This window comes from Gordonia sp. L191, from assembly GCF_030077625.1.
GTDB classification, from domain to species: Bacteria; Actinomycetota; Actinomycetes; order Mycobacteriales; family Mycobacteriaceae; genus Gordonia; species Gordonia polyisoprenivorans_A.
The window spans coordinates 1,814,079-1,831,377 of sequence record NZ_CP125996.1 but is presented as its reverse complement, the minus strand read 5'-3'; the positions used below and the strand labels follow the sequence as shown (position 1 = coordinate 1,831,377).

Annotated in this window: 12 protein-coding genes; 8 read left to right on the top strand and 4 right to left on the bottom strand. The window is 66.7% G+C overall.

Annotated features, from left to right (window positions below):
• The first annotated feature begins 50 nt into the window (after nucleotides 1-50).
• Both QNM97_RS08215 and QNM97_RS08210 read left to right on the top strand, forming a co-directional pair.
• A complete protein-coding gene (locus tag QNM97_RS08215; protein WP_283822320.1) occupies nucleotides 51-2,108 on the top strand; it encodes a protein kinase domain-containing protein in 2,058 nt (685 codons plus the stop codon).
• A gap of 542 nt (nucleotides 2,109-2,650) precedes the next feature.
• A complete protein-coding gene (locus QNM97_RS08210) occupies nucleotides 2,651-5,545 on the top strand; it encodes an acyltransferase family protein (protein ID WP_283822319.1) in 2,895 nt (964 codons plus the stop codon).
• Nucleotides 5,546-5,571: 26 nt separating this feature from the next.
• Here the strand turns inward: QNM97_RS08210 and QNM97_RS08205 are convergent, their stop codons facing one another.
• From QNM97_RS08205 to QNM97_RS08190, 4 genes are all read right to left on the bottom strand, one after another.
• Nucleotides 5,572-6,456 (bottom strand): SGNH/GDSL hydrolase family protein, encoded by an 885-nt coding sequence (locus QNM97_RS08205; RefSeq protein ID WP_502875050.1) that lies wholly within the window; start codon nucleotides 6,454-6,456, stop codon nucleotides 5,572-5,574.
• Between the two features lie 109 nt (nucleotides 6,457-6,565).
• The gene (locus tag QNM97_RS08200; RefSeq protein WP_283822317.1) at nucleotides 6,566-7,048 is read right to left on the bottom strand and encodes a peroxiredoxin; all 483 of its coding nucleotides are present in this window, start codon (nucleotides 7,046-7,048) and stop codon (nucleotides 6,566-6,568) included.
• Nucleotides 7,045-7,482 carry a DUF3052 domain-containing protein gene (locus QNM97_RS08195; protein ID WP_283822316.1) on the bottom strand — a complete coding sequence of 146 codons (438 nt, stop codon included), beginning with the start codon at nucleotides 7,480-7,482 and terminating at the stop codon, nucleotides 7,045-7,047. Before QNM97_RS08195 ends, QNM97_RS08200 begins: the two co-directional genes overlap by 4 nt.
• A gap of 142 nt (nucleotides 7,483-7,624) precedes the next feature.
• Nucleotides 7,625-8,320, bottom strand: coding sequence for an Rv2240c family protein (locus QNM97_RS08190; RefSeq protein WP_283822315.1), 696 nt, complete (start codon nucleotides 8,318-8,320; stop codon nucleotides 7,625-7,627).
• A 216-nt stretch (nucleotides 8,321-8,536) separates the two neighbouring features.
• Here QNM97_RS08190 and aceE point away from each other — a divergent pair, with 216 nt between their 5' ends.
• The 6 genes from aceE to QNM97_RS08160 all read left to right on the top strand — a co-directional run bounded on the left by aceE (nucleotide 8,537) and on the right by QNM97_RS08160 (nucleotide 17,009).
• Complete coding sequence (gene aceE / locus QNM97_RS08185) at nucleotides 8,537-11,335, top strand: pyruvate dehydrogenase (acetyl-transferring), homodimeric type (protein WP_502875049.1); 2,799 nt, start codon at nucleotides 8,537-8,539, stop codon at nucleotides 11,333-11,335.
• 110 nt (nucleotides 11,336-11,445) lie between these two features.
• Entirely contained in the window at nucleotides 11,446-12,717 is a 1,272-nt protein-coding gene (locus QNM97_RS08180) for a PucR family transcriptional regulator (protein WP_208791696.1), read from the top strand.
• A gap of 195 nt (nucleotides 12,718-12,912) precedes the next feature.
• Entirely contained in the window at nucleotides 12,913-13,821 is a 909-nt protein-coding gene (locus QNM97_RS08175) for an ACP S-malonyltransferase (RefSeq protein WP_283822313.1), read from the top strand.
• Between the two features lie 133 nt (nucleotides 13,822-13,954).
• Complete coding sequence (gene acpM, locus QNM97_RS08170; protein ID WP_208791698.1) at nucleotides 13,955-14,260, top strand: meromycolate extension acyl carrier protein AcpM; 306 nt, start codon at nucleotides 13,955-13,957, stop codon at nucleotides 14,258-14,260.
• Complete coding sequence (locus QNM97_RS08165) at nucleotides 14,257-15,528, top strand: KasA/KasB family beta-ketoacyl-ACP synthase (RefSeq protein ID WP_208791699.1); 1,272 nt, start codon at nucleotides 14,257-14,259, stop codon at nucleotides 15,526-15,528. Before acpM ends, QNM97_RS08165 begins: the two co-directional genes overlap by 4 nt.
• Nucleotides 15,529-15,557: 29 nt before the next feature.
• Nucleotides 15,558-17,009 carry an acyl-CoA carboxylase subunit beta gene (locus QNM97_RS08160; protein ID WP_283822312.1) on the top strand — a complete coding sequence of 484 codons (1,452 nt, stop codon included), beginning with the start codon at nucleotides 15,558-15,560 and terminating at the stop codon, nucleotides 17,007-17,009.
• Nucleotides 17,010-17,299: the final 290 nt, after the last annotated feature.

The window sequence follows — 17,299 nt, the reverse complement described above, 5'->3', positions numbered from 1 at the left end:
GGGAACATATGGTGCGCCGACGCGGGACGAGCACCAAGGAGGATCTGTTAGTGGCACAACTCGACGCGGGCAGCACCTTTGCCGGATATCAGGTCCTCGCCAAGCTCGGCGCGGGCGGCATGGGCCAGGTGTATCTGGTCGAACACCCGCACCTACTCCGACGTGAAGCAATGAAGGTCATCTCGGTCAACGTCGCCGACAACACCGAATTCCAGCAACGGTTCATCAATGAAGCACGGACCGTGGCCTCGTTGAATCATCCGGGAATCGTCGCGATCCACCACTACGGCGTCGAGGACGATTCGCCGTGGTTCACCATGACCTATCTCGACGGCAAGGACCTGACCGCCGGAGGGCTATCGGATCAGGAGATCGGAGTCGTCGCCCTGCGTACCGGCGAGGCGCTCGACTACGCCCACCGCCACCAAGTGATCCACCGCGACATCAAGCCGGCCAACATCATCGTCACCCGTGAGGCGGACGGGGCGATCGAACAGGTGGTACTACTCGACTTCGGCATCGCCAAGCTCGCCGATTCGACGTCGATGACCGCCACCCAGGCATTCATCGGCACCCTGGCCTACGCCGCCCCCGAGATGATCGACGCCGAACCCGCCGGCCCGTTCAGCGACCAGTACGCGCTGGCATGTAGCGTCTACGAATTACTCACCGGTGCTGCGCCTTTCGAAGCTCCGACGCCTTCGGCAATGATGGCCGCGCTGTTGTCGAAGCCGGCGCCACCGCTGAGCTCACGACGGCCCGACCTCGCCGCCCTCGACCCGGTGTTCGAGCGCGCTCTCGCCAAAGACCCGACCCAACGGTTCCGCGATTGCCAGTCCTTCGCCCGCGCACTCGCCGGAGTTCTCGCCGGATCTACTGGCGGTCCGGCATCGGCGATCGCCTCCTGGGGAACCACCGATCCGGTCGGCGGATCGAGTGAACTCGTCTCTCCGGACGCAGCGACCGTGGAGTCGCATCAACGCAGACGACGCCGCAGTCGCACGGTGTTGTTGTCGGCAATGGCCGCCCTCGTGGTTGCCGTCGTAGCCGTCGTCGCCACAGTGGCGACCGTCGGCCGCACCGACTCGACGCCGCCCGCAGCCACCGCCCCGACGTTCACCGACGTCAGCACGTCCGTGTTCAATTCGTGCACAGTGTACGAGCGCACTGCCTACTGCTGGGGGCAGAACGACGACGGTCAACTCGGTGACGGAACCACCACCAACCGCACCACACCGACCAAGGTCGTTGGACTCACCGATGTCACCGCCATCTCCGTCGGCGACTCCGCGACCTGTGCGGTCGCCTCGAAGAAGGCCTACTGCTGGGGGACGACCGACAAGATCCTCACACCGAAGGAGATTCCGGGACTGACAAATGTCACCGACATCGCTACCAACTCCTTCTCGACCTGCGCGATCGCCGACAGCTTCCTCTATTGCTGGGGATCGAACTCCCAGGGCCAGCTTGGTGATGGGACGACCACCGCTCGCACGGCGCCCACCAAGGTCGAAGCCCTGTCGTCGGTAACCCAGATCTCGGTCACCGACGACTCCACATGCGCGCTGGCCAACAGCCGCGCCTACTGCTGGGGAAAGAATGCGAGCGGACAACTCGGCGATGGCACCACCACGATGCGCACCACGCCCGTCGAGGTCAAGAACCTTCGGTATACGGCGTCGCTCAGCGCTGGAAGTGATTGGGGCAAAGGCTCGGCCTGCGCACGGCGCGCCGACTACACCGCGTTCTGCTGGGGAGACAATGGCTCCGGTCAGATCGGCGACGGGACGACCACCAATCGATTGGTGCCCACCCAGGTCCTTGCAGACACCGCCTCCATTGTGACCGAGGGCGGAGCCACCTGTGCCATCACACGTTCCCGCACCCTGAAGTGCTGGGGCGCGGACCGCAACGATTACCAGGATGTGACCACCCCCACTGATGTGCGCGGTATTGACGGAGTAACCGCGGTGAGCGTCTGGAACGACAACACCTGCGCTATCGCTCACGACAAGCTCTTCTGTTGGGGCCCCAACTCCGAGGGCCAGATCGGCGACGGAACGACCCAGAGCAGGAAGGTGCCGACTCAGGTGAACGTCCGGCCGTGACGCTCCTGCTGGCCGGTCGTGTTGTCGACGGGCGTCCCCAACACCACCTCCGTGGGGACAGTGGCGGCACGCAACATACGCTTCGCCGACGGACTGGTCACGGTGTCCCCGGCAACGGTGTGGGCGTCGAACTGACCTGGAAGTAGTTGCAATCGCAACGAATTCTTTTGGGCCACAGTCCATATTCGCGAATCGGTCATCGTTCCCCCAACCGGAGGACACTGCGGTCGGTCGTGCGCAGAAACGTCTCGCCACACCGCTACACTGAGCGGCTGATGCTCCCCTGCGAGCACCTCGACATCGCTGTCATGTCACCACCGCACCCGAACGAAACGCTCACCTGCCTGTATGCCACGCCCCATCCACACAGGGTCAGCCCACCTGCCCGCCCTCGACGACGTGCGCGCGCATGCCGTCGGTTTTGTCGTCACCGATCCCTGGTCTCGTAGCCACTTCGACCGAGCCACGACGAGGGCGATATCGATCGTCACCGAGGAAGACACGACATCGACGACAGCATCGAGAGATGGGAGGGCACACGCATGAAGGCACGACTACGCACCTGGCGCACACGCCGGCACATCCCCTCGATCACCCATCATCACGATTCGGGCCACTCGACCTCGACGCTGGTCGGCGCACCGCCTCCCGCGAACGTGGTGATCACCGGCCCCATGGCGAGCCTGAGCCCCATCGGGGTCCTCCACGAGCCCGGAACCGAGCCCGTGTACGCGCTCCCGGCGCCGCCGCGCGGGCCCGAACCCGACATCGAGGGCTCCGATGCCAAGACCGTGGAAATCCGGGCGATCAGCGATGCCGACACCGTCGAGCTCCGACGCCTGACCCACGAGGTCACCGCCGAACTCCCGATCGTCGTCGCGACCGACACGCAGTCGGACGACGCACAGGCAACTGAGACGGAGGCAGCCGACGCCGAAAGCCCCGAAACCGAGAGCCCTGACACCGAGAGCCCTGATACCGACTCCGACGAGGCCGGCGAGAAGGCCGAGGTGGAGACCGACGAGACGTCGGTGGTCGAGGACACTCCCGACGCCGACGCCTCGGACGAGGACGAGGAGGAAGTCGCCGACGACGCAGCGGAGGACTCCGACCACGCCGATGACTCCGACGAACCCGACAGCGACGAACCCGACAGCGACGAACCCGACAGCGGCGAACCCGACAGCGACGAACCTGCAGACGACACATCCCCGAAGGACAGCACCGAGACCGCGTCCGACGACACCGTCGAGATACCGATCGAGGCGACCCAGGACGCGCCGGACGACGACGGTGCCGGCAACACCGACGCCGGAGACGCCGACACAGTGTCCGCAGCCGCGACGGTCAAGGCGATCCCGAACATGCGGGACCGGCGCACGTCCCGGACGAGCGCCGAGCCAGATACAGGCACAGACACCGCCGAGAATTCGTCGGCACCCACCGTCCGTATCCCCAAACCGGTCTGGACGCTGTCCACGAAGCTCCACTCACCGACCGCCCCGGCGACTGCCGAGACGGCAACTGATCGAGAATCGGCCGTGGCACCGGCCGGCGCAGCCACTCTGGTGCCGGGTCGCATCCGGCGCAGCCGTGCGCTCGACGGCGTGCGCGGTATCGCGGTGCTCGCCGTGGTGCTGTATCACTTCTTCGGTGACGCGGTCCGCGGCGGATACCTCGGCGTCGACATCTTCTTCGTCCTGTCGGGCTTCCTGATCACTTCGCTACTCGTTCGCGAGTACGGAGCCAAGAAGCGAATCTCGTTGTCGCAGTTCTGGACCCGACGTGCCCGCCGCATTCTGCCGGCCGCGCTGACGGTCCTGGTCGTGGCCACCGCCGTCGCCGGACTCATCGGCGGCGACGTCGGCGTGCAGCTCAAGAGCCAATTCCTCGGGTCGGCGTTCTTCGTCAACAACTGGGTGCAGATCGCGCAGTCGCACAGTTACTTCGCCGAGACGACGCCACAGATCTTCATGCACTATTGGTCGTTGGCGATCGAGGAACAGTTCTACGTGGTGTGGCCACTGCTGTTGCTCGGTGTGCTGTGGTTGGCGCGCCGGACCTCGACGCGTACGCAACTGCGGATCACCGCCGCGGTGACGATCGCACTCGACGCCGCGTCGGTGGCCGCGATGATTGCGATCTACAACCCCGATACCGATCCGAGCCGGGTCTATTTCGGCAGCGATACCCATTCCTTCGGCCTGCTGATCGGCGCCGCGCTGGCGCTGCTGTGCACCGCCCCGGCCGCCGGCGCCGCCGATTCGTGGCCGCGTCGGGTCTCTCCCCGTACCGCCGAGATCCTGGGCAAGACCCTCGCACCGGCCGTCTTCGTCGGACTTCTGGTCCTCATGTTCACCCTGCCCGACACCTCACCACTCACCTATCAGGGCGGGCTCCTGCTGGCTTCGGTACTGACCGCGGGCGTGATCCACACCGCGGTCGGCGAGACCGGACCGGTCCCGGTGATCCTGCGCGTGAAAGCCCTGCGTTACCTGGGCGAGCGATCGTTCAGCCTGTATCTGTGGCATTGGCCGGTCGTGGTCTTCCTGCGCGCCTGGTTCCGGGAGGGCACGGGTACGGCGTCGTTCTCGCTACCCGGCTGGATGATCGGCATTCTCGCCGCGGTGATCACGCTCGGCCTGTCCGAACTGTCCTACCGCTACATCGAGACACCGTTCCGCCGTAAGGGTTTCCGCGGTGTGCTGCGCGACCTCGGGAATTCGGCACGTCTGCCGATTCCGGCCGCGGTGTTCGCCGCCGGCCTGGTCGTGATCCTGTTCGCCGGTTCCGCGCTGGGTACCAGCCCGTCGAAGTCGCAGCTGGAACTGCAACTCGACCACCTCGCCGAGTTGCAACGGCAGGCCAATGCGAGCCCGCCGCCGGCTCCCCCACGTCCCGCCGCGCCCAGTGCGCCACGGCTGCCGACCGGCCAGGAGATCACCGGCATCGGCGACTCGGTCATGCTCGCCTCGTCACAGGCGCTTCGTGCGCGGTTCCCCGGCATCTACATCGACGCGCAGGTTTCGCGTCACTACAGCGGCGGCGAGGGCGTCATCGAGGATCTTCGGGCGTCCGGCGCGCTCCGCAAGTACGTGGTGCTCGGATTCGGCACCAACGGGCAAGCGTTCCCCGGACAGCTCGACCGGATCCTCTCCGAGATCGGCCCCGGTCACCTGATCGTCCTGCTGGTCCCGTTCGGTCCGGTTGACGGCATCCCGCAGGCGGCACAACAGGTTCTGCAGTACGCACCACGACATCGCAACGTCTTCTTGGCGCCGTGGTGTCAGGCCGCTGCCGCCCATCCGGAGAATCTCGGCCCCGACGACGTCCACCCGATGGGAGCGGGCACCTGGATGTATGCCGATGCGGTGACCGTGGGCCTGCAGCAAGCCGTCACCGGCAAGCGTGATCCCAACATCACCTGCCCGATCTGAGGACCGTCAGCCGGCAATCCACCGCGTCAGCCGGCAACCCACCGCGTCGAGGGAGAGGCGCCGACGCTGCCCGACGGGTAGGCCGCGGCCAGCGCGTCGGCGAATCGCTTGTTGCGGTCGGCGGTGCCCGCGGCGGTGTAGTGGATGCCGTCGGTGAATTCCGCCGGCTGGGCGGCTCCGGCCCAGTCCACCACGGCCAGATTGGCGTAGCGCGCGGTCGCGTTGCGCAGTGCGGTGTTGAACGTGGCCATGGCGGCCGAATCGAATGCCTTGTTACTCGGGTTCGACGAGGTGACCGTCGGCCAGAGGACCGGCTGCCCGGACAGCTGACGCATGATCCGGTCGATGCGGGCACCGGCGTCGATCGAACTTCCCGTCGAGATGTCCCCGACGTCGTTGACGCCCATGGCGATCACCCAGCAGCCGCGGGCGCCGGACGCGAGCCGGGACGCGACGGCGTGTTCGGCGTCGGGTGAGGGACCGCCGACGATCGCCCGGCCGCTGACCGCGTCGAGGGTGAAGCTGTTCACCCCGACCCTGCGGTACTCGGCACTGGCGGTGTCCCCGGCCGCCGGGACGAAAGCAGGGTCGTCGGCGCGCACCGACGTCGAGTCGCCGACTTGGATCACCGAGGTGCATCGTGATGTGCCGGTCTGCGCACCCGTCCCGGGGATCAGGCTCTGCAGGCTTGGCAGCAGATCGCCCAAGCCCATGTCCGACGAAGAGTTCGGTATACCTGCGACGATGCCCGGCAGGTCGTTGAGGTCCGGCAGTGCATCCGAGGGCGCGGCGGCGCAGTGTCCGGCACCGGCGAAGGCCAGCGCACCCCCGGCGAGCATGCCGACGCCGACGCGGCGAAGGCGACCACGGGTGCAGATCCTGGTGAGCTGTGACAGCGACAGTTTATTCACAATAGTCACACTGAACTACAGCAGTAACTTCTGTCGCAACCCGAGGCATGCAACGACTTGGTCAAGACTTGACGGCCAACTTGTGGCACGCAATGTCGTGACGGCTCGGTCAGACGGTGGCCAACGCCTTGTCCCAGAGCGCCTCCGAGCGCCCCTCACCCGGGCCGACGACGTCGGCGAAGACGATGCGTCCGTCGGTGTCGACGAGGAAGGTTCCGCGATCGGCGTACCCGCGACCCTCGCTGAACACACCGTAGGAGCGGGCGACCTCACCGTGCGGCCAGAAGTCCGACAGGATCGGGAAGAGAAATCCCTGCGCCGCCGACCACACCTTGTGCGTCGGGGGCGGCCCGACCGACACCGCGACCGTGGTCACCTCGTCGTTGGCGAAGCGCGGCAGATTGTCACGGATATACCCGAGTTCGCCCTGGCACGTGCCGGTGAACGCGAGCGGAAAGAACACGACGAGAACCTTGCGGCCCTCGGAACGCAACCGCGACAACGAGACCCGCTGGTTGTTCTGGTCGCGTAGTTCGAAGTCCGGTGCGGTGGCGCCGATCCCCAGCGGGATCGACATCTCCGGAACGCTCATGGGCGTTTGCCGGAACGCGTCTTCGGTTGCACCAGACGCGAACCCGACCAGTCACCGAGACTGACCACCGAGGTCTGGGTCAACCCGGCGGTGGGCGCGGCCTCGGCGATCTCGCTCGGGTCGACGTACCCGGGATTGCCCGTCTTCGGCGAGAACACCCAGACGTATCCGTCGTCGGCGAGCGGGCCGATGGCGTCCATCAACCGATCGACGAGGTCACCGTCGTCGTCACGCCACCAGAGAACGACCGCGTCGATGACGTCATCGGCATCTTCGTCGAGCATCTCGGCATCGATCGCATCCTCGATGTCGGCACGCAGGTCGTCATCGGCGTCCTCGTCCCAGCCGAGTTCCTGGACCACCATGCCGGGGGCGAACCCCAGTTTCTGTGCACTGCTGCCGTCGGAGCCATTGCTCCCTGAGGCGGCTACCACCGCGCGAGACCTCCCAAGTCAACTTGTTTCGCCGTATCGGCAATTCGATCGCAGCCGACCGCACATCAGCCGACTATTGGGACAGCGTAATGCACACCACGATCGCGCACCGACACGAATTCATGAACTCGCGCGCCGCGGGCTACCCGGGCGGTGCTGCCCCGGCGGGCGTCGAGGCCAATCCGGGCGGGGTCGGCAGGTACGTCGCGCAGGCAGCCAGAACCGATTGTTTGTCGCGCGTCCAGGTGTCGGAGATCGGATTCAACCCCACGAGTTCACGTCGTCCGATGGCGTCACCGAGCCTCCCCGAGCTGGTCAGGAAGGCGTTCACCGGCCCGGTCACGTCCGCGGAGACCGCATCGGTGACCTTGGCCCGGATCTGGTCCACACCGGCGATCAGGCTCGCCCGGGCGCGGTCATCGAGGTCACCGACACGGTCGTAGGACTGCACCGCGTTCAGTCGAGCGACAAAGGTGTTGTATCCACGGACCATCACGACCATCGACGACATGGCCTGCCGACACAGGGTCGCCGCGAGCCCTCGGCGCGCCGCCGAGGTCGAGGCCGATTGCTCGGACCGATACATCGACACCTGCGAGGAATCGACGGTCGGCGCGCCGAGCACCGATGTCGCACATCCGGCGAACACCAAGACCACGGCCGTCACCATCACGGCGACACCCGCCCGTGTCACACCCTGTGCGCTTCTTCGGCCACCCAACACCCCGACGCGCCCCGGGTCGGCGTCCGACCGGTGGCATTCTTCTGTCTCGCTGTGGCATCCCCCGACGTTGCGCAGCCCCGCCCGGAATGCCGGACGGGCCGATGCACGCCTCACTGCACACTCCTTACTCCGTGGTAATCACAAACCGAACGCTACCGCAGGTCAAGTACCGCGCGCCCAATCCGAACACCCCCGATGCCAACACCGGCGACATGGGGCACGATGTGGGGTGGGTCCGTGAGCGAGCACACCATCGTCGTCGACGGACTCTCGTGTCATCGCACGCCGGACAGCACCCCCGCCCGGCCCGATCGAGGAGTAGGCATCACCGTGACCGAACAGGCAGATAAGGACGTCAGCGCGACCTCCGGCGGCACCCCCGACAGGTCGGGCCCGCGCGTGCGCGTCATCCGCGAGGGCGTCGCGTCCTATCTGCCCGACATCGACCCCGACGAGACCGGCGAGTGGCTGGAGAGCTTCGACAATCTCGTCGCACACGCCGGACCGGCCCGAGCCCGCTATCTGATGCTCCGGCTGCTCGAGCGCGCAGGCGAGAAACACGTCGCCATCCCCTCATTGACGTCCACCGACTACGTCAACACCATTCCCACCGAACTCGAACCGTGGTTCCCCGGCGACGAGAGCGTCGAGCGCACCTTCCGTCAGTTCATCCGCTGGAACGCCGCCATCATGGTCCACCGGGCCCAGCGTCCCGGTGTCGGGGTCGGTGGGCACATCTCGACCTACGCGTCGTCGGCGTCGCTGTACGAGGTCGGCTTCAACCATTTCTTCCGCGGCCACGAGCACCCCGGCGGCGGCGACCAGATCTTCATCCAGGGTCACGCCTCGCCGGGTATCTACGCCCGCGCCTTCCTCGAGGGCCGGATCACCGGCGAGCGGATGGACGGATTCCGTCAAGAACACAGTCACGCCGGCGAGGGCGGCGGCCTGCCGTCCTACCCGCACCCGCGGCTCATGCCCGAGTTCTGGCAGTTCCCGACGGTGTCGATGGGACTCGGTCCGATGAACGCGATCTACCAGGCGCGCTTCAACCACTACCTGCACGATCGCGGTATCAAGGACACCTCCGATCAGCACGTGTGGGCCTTCCTCGGCGACGGCGAGATGGACGAGACGGAGTCACGCGGCTTCGCCAGTTTCGCCGCAACCGAGGGCCTGGACAATCTCACCTTCGTCATCAACTGCAATCTGCAGCGACTCGACGGCCCGGTCCGCGGCAACGGCAAGATCATTCAGGAGCTCGAGTCGTTCTTCCGCGGCGCGGGCTGGAACGTCATCAAGGTGGTGTGGGGCCGCGAGTGGGATGCACTGCTGCACGCCGACCGCGACGGCGCGCTGGTGAATCTGATGAACACCACGCCCGACGGCGATTTCCAGACCTACAAGGCCAACGACGGTGCCTTCGTGCGGGAGCACTTCTTCAATCGCGATCCGCGCACCAAGGAACTCGTCAAGAACATGTCCGACGCCGAGATCTGGAACCTCAAGCGCGGCGGCCACGACTACCGCAAGATCTATGCCGCCTACGCCTCGGCGATGGCGCACAAGGGTCAGCCGACGGTCATCCTGGCGCACACGATCAAGGGCTACACCCTGGGCAAGCACTTCGAGGGCCGCAACGCGACCCACCAGATGAAGAAGCTGACCCTCGACGATCTCAAGGACTTCCGCGACGAGACGCGCATCCCGATCAGCGACGCCCAGCTCGAGGAGAATCCGTACCTGCCGCCGTACTACCACCCCGGTATGGACGCCCCGGAGATCCAGTACATGCTCGACCGCCGCAAGAACCTCGGCGGCTTCCTGCCCGCACGCCGCACCACGGCCAAGGCGTTGTCCCCGGACGTGAGCAAGGCGCTCGCGACCACCGCCAAGGGCTCGGGCAAACAGCAGGTGGCGACCACCATGGCACTGGTGCGCGTGTTCAAGGATCTGTTGCGCGACAAGGAAATCGGCCATCGGATCGTGCCGATCATCCCGGACGAGGCGCGGACCTTCGGGATGGATTCGTGGTTCCCGACGCTCAAGATCTACAACCGCAACGGACAGCTCTACACCTCGGTCGACGCCGAGTTGATGCTCGCCTACAAGGAGAGCAGCGAGGGCCAGATCCTGCACGAGGGCATCAACGAGGCCGGCTCGGCCGCGTCGTTCACCGCCGTCGGCACCTCGTACGCGACACACGACGAGCCGATGATCCCGCTCTACATCTTCTATTCGATGTTCGGCTTCCAACGCACCGGTGACAGCTTCTGGGCGGCCGCCGACCAGATGGCGCGCGGCTTCGTCATCGGCGCCACCGCGGGACGCACCACGCTGACCGGCGAAGGACTGCAACACGCCGACGGCCAGTCACCGCTGCTCGCGGCGACCAACCCGGCGGTGGTGGCCTACGACCCCGCATTCGCCTACGAACTCGGACACATCGTCGTCGACGGTCTGCGTCGAATGTACGGCGAGGATCCGGAGAACATCTTCTACTACCTCACCGTCTACAACGAGCCGATCAGTCAGCCGGCCAAGCCCGACGACCTCGACGTCGAAGGTGTACTCAAGGGCATCTACCGGTTCAGCCCGGCCCCGCAGGACAAGCAGTATCCGGCCAACATCCTCGTCTCGGGGGTGACCATGCCCGACGCGCTGCGCGCCCAGGAACTCCTGGCCGCGGACTGGAACGTCGGCGCCGCGGTGTACTCGGTGACGTCATGGAGCGAACTCGCCCGCGACGGCATCGCGATCGACCGTGCCGCGGTGCGCACCCCCTCGCAGGATGCGGGCCTGCCCTACGTCACCAAGGTCCTCTCCGACACCGCCGGGCCGTTCGTGGCGGTCAGCGATTACATGCGCGGCGTACAGGAGCAGATCCGCGCCTACGTGCCGGGCACGTATCTGACACTCGGTGCCGACGGCTTCGGGTTCTCCGACACCCGTCCGGCCGCTCGTAGGGTCTTCAACGTCGACGCCGAGTCCATCGTCGTCGGGGTGCTGGTGGCCCTGGCCCGCGACGGGCACATCGACGCCGCGGTCGCGGCGCAAGCCGCCGAGAAATACCAGATCACCGACGTCAACGCCGCCGAGGTGTCCTACGCCGACACCGGCAGCGCCTAGCGTTCGACCGATCCGTCGACTGCGGCGGTCGCCCCCTCGCGGGCGGCCGCCGCAGTCGTTGACGGCGCATTCGTCGGGCCCGGCGACCGCGGACGCCTACTGTGAACAACATGTCGGAGCATCGGGTGAATCAGACGCCGCCGCCCAGCGACGTCTTCGGGGAACGCGGTGCGCACGTGCCCGCCCCCGCCACCGTGCACGACGCGCTGCCCGACACCCTGCTGCGTCGCGTCAAGCAGTACAGCGGCCGCCTGGCCACCGAGGCCGTCCACTCGATGCAGGATCAGCTCCCCTACTTCGCCGACCTCGACGCCGCGCAGCGCGCCAGCGTGCAGCTGGTCGTGCAGACCGCGGTGGTGAACTTCGTCGAATGGATTCAGGATCCCGAGGGCAACGTCAAGTTCACCGTTCAGGCCTTCCAGGTCGTCCCGCAGGATCTCGCGCGCCGCATCACGCTGCTGCAGACCGTGGAGATGGTGCGCGTGGCGATGGAGTTCTTCGAGAAATGGTTGCCGCTGCTGGCCCGCAACGACGCCCAACTGCGCGCGTTGACCGAGTCGGTGCTGCGTTACGGCCGCGAGATCGGGTTCGCCGCCGCGGCCATCTACGCGTCGGCGGCCGAGTCGCGCGGCGCGTGGGACTCGCGTTTGGAGGCCCTCGTGGTCGACGCCGTCGTCCGCGGTGACACCGGCCCGCAGCTGTTGTCGCGGGCGGCCGCGCTGAACTGGGATTCCGACGCCCCGGCGACCGTCATCGTAGGCGCGCCGCCTCCCGAGCAGAACGTGTCGGTCCCACTGGCGATCCACAACACCGCCAAACGCCATGACCGGGCCGCACTCTCGGTGGTGCAGGGCACCCTGCTGGTGACCATCGTCAGCGGGCCGATCAGGATGACCGACCCGTTCAGTAACGCACTTCTCGACCACTTCGCCGACGGGCCGGTGGTCATCGGGCCGACGATGCCCAACCTCGGAGCGGCGCACACCAGCGCCACCGAGGCGATGGCCGGGATCGCCGCGGTCGTCGGCTGGCCCGGAGCACCTCGCCCGGTCCACAGCCTCGAGCTCTTGCCCGAACGGGCTCTCAACGGTGACGCGTCGGCGACCGCAACACTCATCGAGACGCTGGTGCGTCCGCTGTCCACCGGCGGCTCCACCCTCAACAACACCCTCGAGTCCTATCTGGACTGCGGCGGCTCCGTGGAGGCATGCGCCCGCGAACTGTATATCCATCCAAATACTGTCCGGTACAGACTGAAGAAAATTGCAGAAGTGACAGGACGTGACCCAACTAACCCTCGCGACGGCTACGTCTTGCGTATCGCGGCAACCGTCGGACGATTGACACATCTGAGGAACGAATCGCCACACTCAGCCACATGAGGAACTTCAGTAACACTGCTGTTTCCACATTTCCGCTGGCAGATGCCTTTCGGACACATTTCCGTAACGAATCTCGAAGTGATGACGATGCGGAACCAGCCAGAGACACCTTTGTGGGAACCCCACAAATCCTTCCGATGAGGTCTATCGACCTCCACACCGACATACGAGGCCGAAACGGTGTTCTCTGGTCACGTGCTTTCGATGCTTGCGCCCGGCCAGGGCTCTCAGACACCCGGCATGTTGATTCCGTGGCTGGAACTCCCCGGAGTCCGCGATCAGCTGGCGACGTGGTCGAAGCTGATCCAACTCGATCTCGAGCGGCTCGGCACCACCGCCACCGCCGAGGAGATCACCGACACCTCGGTCACCCAGCCGCTCGTCGTCGCAGCGGCCCTGCTGGCCTTCGATGAGTACCTCAAGCGTGGCGAGTTGCCCGACGACGCCGTGATCGCCGGTCACTCGGTCGGCGAACTCGCCGCCGCCGCCATCACCGGCGTCATCAGCTCCGACGAGGCCGTCAAACTCGCCGCGATCCGCGGATCCGAGATGGCCAAGGCGTGCGCCCGCCAGGCCACCACGATGGCCGCGGTGCTCGGCGGTGACGAGACCCAGGTCCTCGCCCGGCTCGACGAACTCGCACTCGTGCCCGCCAACCGCAACGCCGCCGGCCAGATCGTCGCCGCCGGCCCGGTGGAGGCCATCGACGAGCTGATCGCGAGCCCGCCGGAGAAGGCACGCATCCGCAAGCTCGCCGTCGCCGGCGCCTTCCACACCGACTACATGGCCCCGGCGCGCGACGCCGTCGCCGCGGCCGCGTCGAAGATCACCCCCGCCGACCCGGCCCGGGTCCTGCTGTCGAACTCCGACGGCCGGCCGGTCGCCGGCGGTGCCGACGCGCTGAGCAAACTCGTCACGCAGGTCACCAGCCCGGTCCGATGGGACCTGTGTTCGGCCTACATGCGCGAGGCCGGCGTCACCTCTCTGGTCGAACTCCCGCCCGCAGGTGCCCTCGCCGGCATCGCCAAGCGCGAGATGAAGGGGACCCCCGCCGTGGCGTGGAAAACCCCCGACGACATCGAGAAGGTCATCGAACTTGGATAGTGGTCGCGTCCCACGCGACCCCACCGGAAATCCGGTCGTCACCGGATATCCAAGCACCCGAGGTGTTTTCGTGCCTCGGGTAGCTCCGGACAATCACCACCCACAGCTAAATCACTAGAAGGGAACCACCCACGTGGCTGCCACCCAGGAACAACTCATTGCCGGCATCGCCGAGATCATCGAGGAAGTCACCGGCATCGAGCCGTCCGAGGTGACGATGGAGAAGTCGTTCGTCGATGACCTCGACATCGACTCGCTGTCGATGGTCGAGATCGCGGTGCAGACCGAGGACAAGTACGGCGTGAAGATCCCCGATGAGGATCTCGCCGGCCTGCGCACCGTCGGTGACGCCGTGAACTACATCCAGAAGCTCGAGTCCGAGAACCCCGAAGCCGCTGCCGCCATCCAGGCCCAGATCGAGGCAGAACAGAACTCGTGAGCTCGCCGTCCCTCCGCGAATACTCAACGCTGGGCGGGAACTTCCCGAGTGTGGTGGTCACCTCGATGGTGGCCACCACCTCGCTCGGTGTCGATCTCGAATCGACCTGGCAGGGGCTGCTCGACGGTAAGACCGGCATTCGCGAGCTGACCGACGACTTCGTCACCAAGTTCGGCGAGTTGCCCTGCCGTGTCGGCGGGCGTCTGCTCTCCGATCCGGCCGACGAGGTCACCCGCGTCGAGGCCCGCCGCATGGCCTACGTCGAGCGGATCGCCCACGTCATGAGCAAGCGCCTGTGGGCGCAGGCCGGCGAACCCGAGGTCGACCCCGAACGCCTCGCCGTGGTGCTCGGCACCGGGCAGGGCGGCGGTGACGCCATGGTCGACGCCGTCAAGGCGATCGAGAGTTCCGGCAACTACCGCAAGGTCTCCCCGCTGGCAGTGTCGATGGCCATGCCCAACGGCCCGGCCGCCGTCGTCGGCCTCAACATCGGCGCACGCGCCGGTGTGATCACCCCGGTCTCGGCGTGCTCGTCGGGTGCCGAGGCGATCGCGCACGCCTGGCGCCACATCGTCATGGGCGACGCCGACATGGTCGTCACCGGTGGCGTCGAAGGACACATCGATGCGATTCCGATCGCCGCGTTCTCGATGATGCGCGCGATGAGCACCCGCAACGACGATCCGGCCGCGGCCTCACGTCCGTTCGACAAGGACCGTGACGGATTCGTCTTCGGCGAGGCCGCCGCGATGCTGATCCTCGAACGCGAGGAGCATGCCAAAGCCCGTGGGGCACATATCCACGCACGGGTACTCGGTGCCGGTATCACCTCTGACGGTTTCCACCTCGTGGCCCCCGACCCCAGTGGTCAGGGCAACGCCCGAGCGATGACACGGGCCCTCCAGACGGCCGGGCTGACCAAGAAGGACATCACCCACGTCAACGCCCACGCCACCTCGACACCCATCGGCGACACCGCCGAAGCGGTCGGGATCAAGTCGGCGATCGGCGATCACGCTGCGGTGTACGCCCCCAAGTCGGCCCTGGGCCACTCCATCGGCGCGGTCGGTGCACTCGAATCGGTGCTGACGATCAAGAGCGTCGAAGAAAGCGTCATCCCGCCGACGCTGAACCTGGAGAACCAGGATCCCGAGTGCGACATCGAAGTGGTGCACGGGCAACCCCGGCATGGTCAGATTGACTACGCGCTGAACAACTCGTTCGGCTTCGGTGGGCACAACGTGGCGCTCGCCTTCGGTCGCTACTGACCATTCGCGACACCCCCGAGGAGACAGCGATGACCACATTGGCCCCCATCACCGGCCGTGAGGACTCAGTCGATCCGCGAGATCCGCTGCTGCGGTTGACCAACTTCTTCGACGAAGGCTCTGTGTCGCTGCTGCACCCCCGAGACAAATCGGGAGTGCAGGCGGCGATCGGAGAGGTCAACGGCGTTCGCACCGTCTCCTACTGCACCGATGGCACCGTGATGGGCGGTGCCATGGGTGTCGTGGGATGTGCCCACATCGTCAACGCCATCGACACCGCCATCACCGAACAGGCTCCAGTCGTGGGCATCTGGCACTCCGGCGGGGCACGTCTGGCCGAGGGTGTCGAAGCCCTCCACGCCGTCGGCGGAGTGTTCCAGGCGATGGTGCGGGCCTCCGGCTACATCCCGCAGATCTCGGTGGTCGTCGGTTTCGCCGCAGGCGGCGCCGCCTACGGACCCGCACTCACCGACGTGGTGATCATGGCGCCCGCCGGACGTGTCTTCGTCACCGGTCCCGACGTCGTCAAGAGCGTCACCGGTGAAGAAGTCGACATGGAATCACTCGGCGGCCCCCTCACCCACGGAAAGAAATCCGGCGTCAGCCACATCACCGCCGACTCCGAGGCCGACGCCTACTGGCGGGCCCGCCGGCTCGTGTCCACTTTCTCCCGCCCCGGCCGATTCGACACCGCACACGCCGAGGCAGGCGACACCGACCTCAAAGCCCTACTGCCCGAATCAAACCGCCGGGCATATGACGTCCACCCCGTCGTCACCGCCCTCCTCGACACCCAGCTCGCCGCCGACGGCGCTACCGAAATCTCGAGTTTCGAAGAGCTGCAAGCGAAATGGGCTCCGAACATCGTCACCGGATTCGGCCGCCTCGCCGGACACAGCGTCGGCGTCATCGCCAACAACCCGCTACGCATGGGCGGATGCCTCAACTCCGAGAGCGCCGAAAAAGCCTCCCGCTTCGTCCGGCTCTGCGACGCCTTCGGCATCCCGCTCGTCGTCATCACCGACGTCCCCGGCTACCTCCCCGGCGTCGGACAGGAATGGAACGGCGTCGTCCGCCGCGGCGCAAAACTGTTGCACGCCTTCGCCGAATGCACAGTCCCCCGCGTCACCCTGGTCACCCGCAAGATCTACGGCGGGGCCTACATCGCCATGAACTCCCGCGCACTGGGCGCCACCGCCGTCTACGCCTGGCCCGGCTCCGAAGTCGCCGTCATGGGCGCCAAAGCCGCCGTCGGCATCCTGCACAAGAAAACACTCGCCGCCGCCCCCGACGACGAACGCGAAGCCCTCCACGACCGCCTCGCCACCGAACACGAAGCCATCGCCGGCGGCGTCGGACGCGCCCAATCCATCGGCGTCGTCGACGACGTCATCGACCCGGCCAAAACCCGCAGCATCATCACCGCCGCACTCGCCGCAGCACCGGCACGCCGCGGGCGGCACAAGAACATACCCCTGTGAGTGGCGCCGGCTCCGCCGTCGCGGTGCCGCTCGCGCTATAACCCGCGTCTTCCCTCCTCATCGCATTGTCGCTGCGCTCCTCGCTCTTCGTCAGTCCAGACGCGGGCGCGCGGCGGCGTGGTGAGTGGGTTTGCGCCGACAGCGCTCGTCTCGACGCCGACAGCGCTCGTCTCGACGCCGACAGCGCTCGTCTCGACGCCGACAGCGCTCGTCTCGACGCCGACGGCGCTCGTCGTCCTGACGGTGTGGCGCGGTACGCGGTGCCCGTGCACGCGATTCGGCCCCGGCGG